Origin of the sequence: Candidatus Tremblayella phenacoccinincola, from assembly GCF_002682985.1 — a bacterium.
In the GTDB taxonomy this organism is placed as follows: domain Bacteria; phylum Pseudomonadota; class Gammaproteobacteria; order Burkholderiales; family Burkholderiaceae; genus Tremblaya; species Tremblaya phenacola_C.
The window spans coordinates 1-2,573 of record NZ_MKGN01000013.1 but is presented as its reverse complement, the minus strand read 5'-3'; the positions used below and the strand labels follow the sequence as shown (position 1 = coordinate 2,573).

The 2,573-nt window shown below is 33.5% G+C and carries 3 protein-coding genes and 2 tRNA genes; 3 read left to right on the top strand and 2 right to left on the bottom strand.

Features of this window, described 5'->3' with window-relative positions:
* Nucleotides 1-191 precede the first annotated feature (191 nt).
* A complete protein-coding gene (gene gltX / locus TPPER_RS00670) occupies nt 192-1,598 on the bottom strand; it encodes a glutamate--tRNA ligase (RefSeq protein ID WP_099336860.1) in 1,407 nt (468 codons plus the stop codon).
* Here gltX and TPPER_RS01350 point away from each other — a divergent pair.
* From TPPER_RS01350 to TPPER_RS00655, 3 genes are all read left to right on the top strand, one after another.
* On the top strand, nt 1,588-1,728 hold the full coding sequence (locus TPPER_RS01350; protein ID WP_099336861.1) for a phosphoribosyl-AMP cyclohydrolase: 141 nt from the start codon (nt 1,588-1,590) through the stop codon (nt 1,726-1,728). The two genes, gltX and TPPER_RS01350, sit on opposite strands and share 11 nt — an antisense overlap.
* A 114-nt stretch (nt 1,729-1,842) precedes the next feature.
* Nucleotides 1,843-1,916, top strand: a tRNA-Asp gene (locus TPPER_RS00660).
* A gap of 3 nt (nt 1,917-1,919) precedes the next feature.
* Nucleotides 1,920-1,992 (top strand) — tRNA-Trp (locus tag TPPER_RS00655).
* Between the two features lie 185 nt (nt 1,993-2,177).
* Here the strand turns inward: TPPER_RS00655 and TPPER_RS00650 are convergent.
* On the bottom strand, nt 2,178-2,573 hold a 396-nt coding region (locus TPPER_RS00650; RefSeq protein ID WP_236859554.1), incomplete at its 5' end, for an SAM-dependent methyltransferase.

Genomic DNA, 2,573 nt, shown 5'->3' with positions numbered 1-2,573 from the left:
CTTGTCCATATAGAACCGTATGTTGAAAGCATCCAACCTAATATTAACTCTGTTCTAGGGGGGTGTGATATCTGAACATGCTAGAAGTATTGGAGGTATCGGATGGTTCTTGTGAATACATCTATAGCGTAGCGCCAACACCCAGTTAATCTTATGTTAGCTGTTATATATAGACTAAACTAACAGCTGTCTCAATAGATATACTTAATCATTGTAGTTACCTTTTTTATACGACTTAGTAGGAGTTCTTTATTAAATATGGTTATGACTTGAGATATGCCTGGTGATTCAGCTTTTCCTAATATACATATTCTTAATAGCATAGCTATATTACATACAGTTATATTTAGGCTTATAGATATCTTTTGTATTAGAACAGCTATTATAGATATGGTCCAACCTTTTGTTAATGCTAGCTCTTTATATATGGGTTCTATGGTAGCTAAAGAATCCATTGTTTCTAAGTAGTACATATATTCTGATATAGAACTACTAGAACATATATAGAGTTGGTTACTACTTTCTGTTAATAGTTTTAATGTACTACTTCTAGACATATATAGACTTACTATTCCTTTTAGGATAGAACCATATTTAAAGATAGGATTGCATTTGCTCAAGTCTTTATATGTATATTCGATATAATATAATCCTGATGTGTAGTTAATATAGTGTTGGTTCACCCATAAAAGCTTTTCATAGTCAAACATACTTGGAGCTCTTCTAATAGATTTAATATTAAACATAGCTTTTAGGTTTCTAATATTAACTATCTCTTTATTGACGTATGTCCAGCCTAGCTTAACTATATAGCTTAATAGGACTTCTGGCAAAAGACCATTATATTTGAATTCTAATATAGAAGTAGTTTGTTCTCTTTTAGAAAGCTTTTTCCCAGTCTTCCCTAATATTATTGGCACATGTGCATATATTGGAATCGGGGAGCTAAGAGCATTTAGTATGTTTATTTGACGAGGGGTATTGTTAATATGTTCTTCCCCTCTAATTACATGGGTTATCTCCATGTCTAAATCATCTACTATTACGCATAGGTTATATGTAGGTAGTCCATTAGAACGTTTTATTATAAGGTCATCGAGTTCTTCGTTTCTAAATGAAATAGAACCACGTATATTATCAGAAAAGGTAGTAGCTCCATCTATTGGGGTTTTAAACCTTATAGCATATTCTTTTGGATCATTATAGGAACTGCTTTTATATCGACAATAGCCGTCATACTTTGGTTTTAGTCCTTGAGTTAGATGTGTTTTACGTAGACAACCTAACCTTTCTTTTGTACAGTAGCATTTGTAAGCTAACCTAGTAGCTAGTAGTATACATATATAGTCATTATATCTAGCTAACCTTTTTGATTGTATGTATGGCCCTTCATCCCAATCTATGTTTAGCCAGTTCATTACAGTAACTATAGATTCAGAGTATTTAGGCTTTGAACGTGAAAGGTCAGTATCTTCTATTCTTAATATATGGTTACCTTTTATACTACGTGCATAAAGCCATGTATATAAAGCTGTTCTAACACTACCAATATGTATATGACCAGTAGGACTTGGAGCAAAGCGGGTTATTATCTTCATAACGACTGGCTATATAGTAGGGGTTTATAGGATATGTTTAGATTGTGATAAAGACTCTGTTCTAATAGGTTCTCTAATAAAAGGAAATACCTGCCATCTTGGAAACTATAGCTGCTTTTGTTCGGAGTAGCTGTATGCATGGTTCGCATCAATATAATACCAGCTAATCCACATAATAGGTTCTACTTAAGATATTATATTAAAGCTAGAGTATGCTAGAGTAAGAGCCTGTTTAGTTAATATAGGTGCGGTAGTTCAGTTGGTTAGAATATCGGTCTGTCACGCCGAAGGACGTGGGTTCGAGTCCCATTCGCACCGTCAAGGGATATAGCTCAAACGGTAGAGTACTGGTCTCCAAAGCCAGCAGTTGGGAGTTCGAGGCTCTCTATCCCTGTATATCATATGGACATATATAGTCTTCTTGGGTTGCTGTTAGAGGCTTATTTAGAACAAGTGTTCAAACATTATGTTTAGCTTTTCTTTAAACCTGCCGTCCCATAAAGACATCTAGTCCTTTTCCTTTTTAGGGTTAGTTGTTAGAGAAGGGGGGTAGAATAGGTTTAGAAGGGTATGTTCTTATTAATTGAATGTAGTTAGGCCTCTATATAGGTTTATTATATATCCTATTATAAGTATAGATGGTGTTGTATTATTATATGTTAAGCTTTCTATGCTTTTTATATTACTTATTATTAGCTTTTGGTCTTTATTAGAACTTGAAGACACTATTGCAATTGGGATCTTATTTGAGAACCTACTTTTTAATAGCTTTTCTTTTAGCTTAGTTATATTACTTGCATACATATACATTATTATTGTTTGCTTCTTATTTAGGTCTAGACTCCAGTTAGGTTTGCTTTTATAGGATATAGACCCTGTTGTAAAAGAAACACTATTAGAGTAGTTTCTATGTGTTAATGGTATTCCTACTGTAGTTCCTATTGCTGTTGTTATCCCAGGTACTATATGTGATGG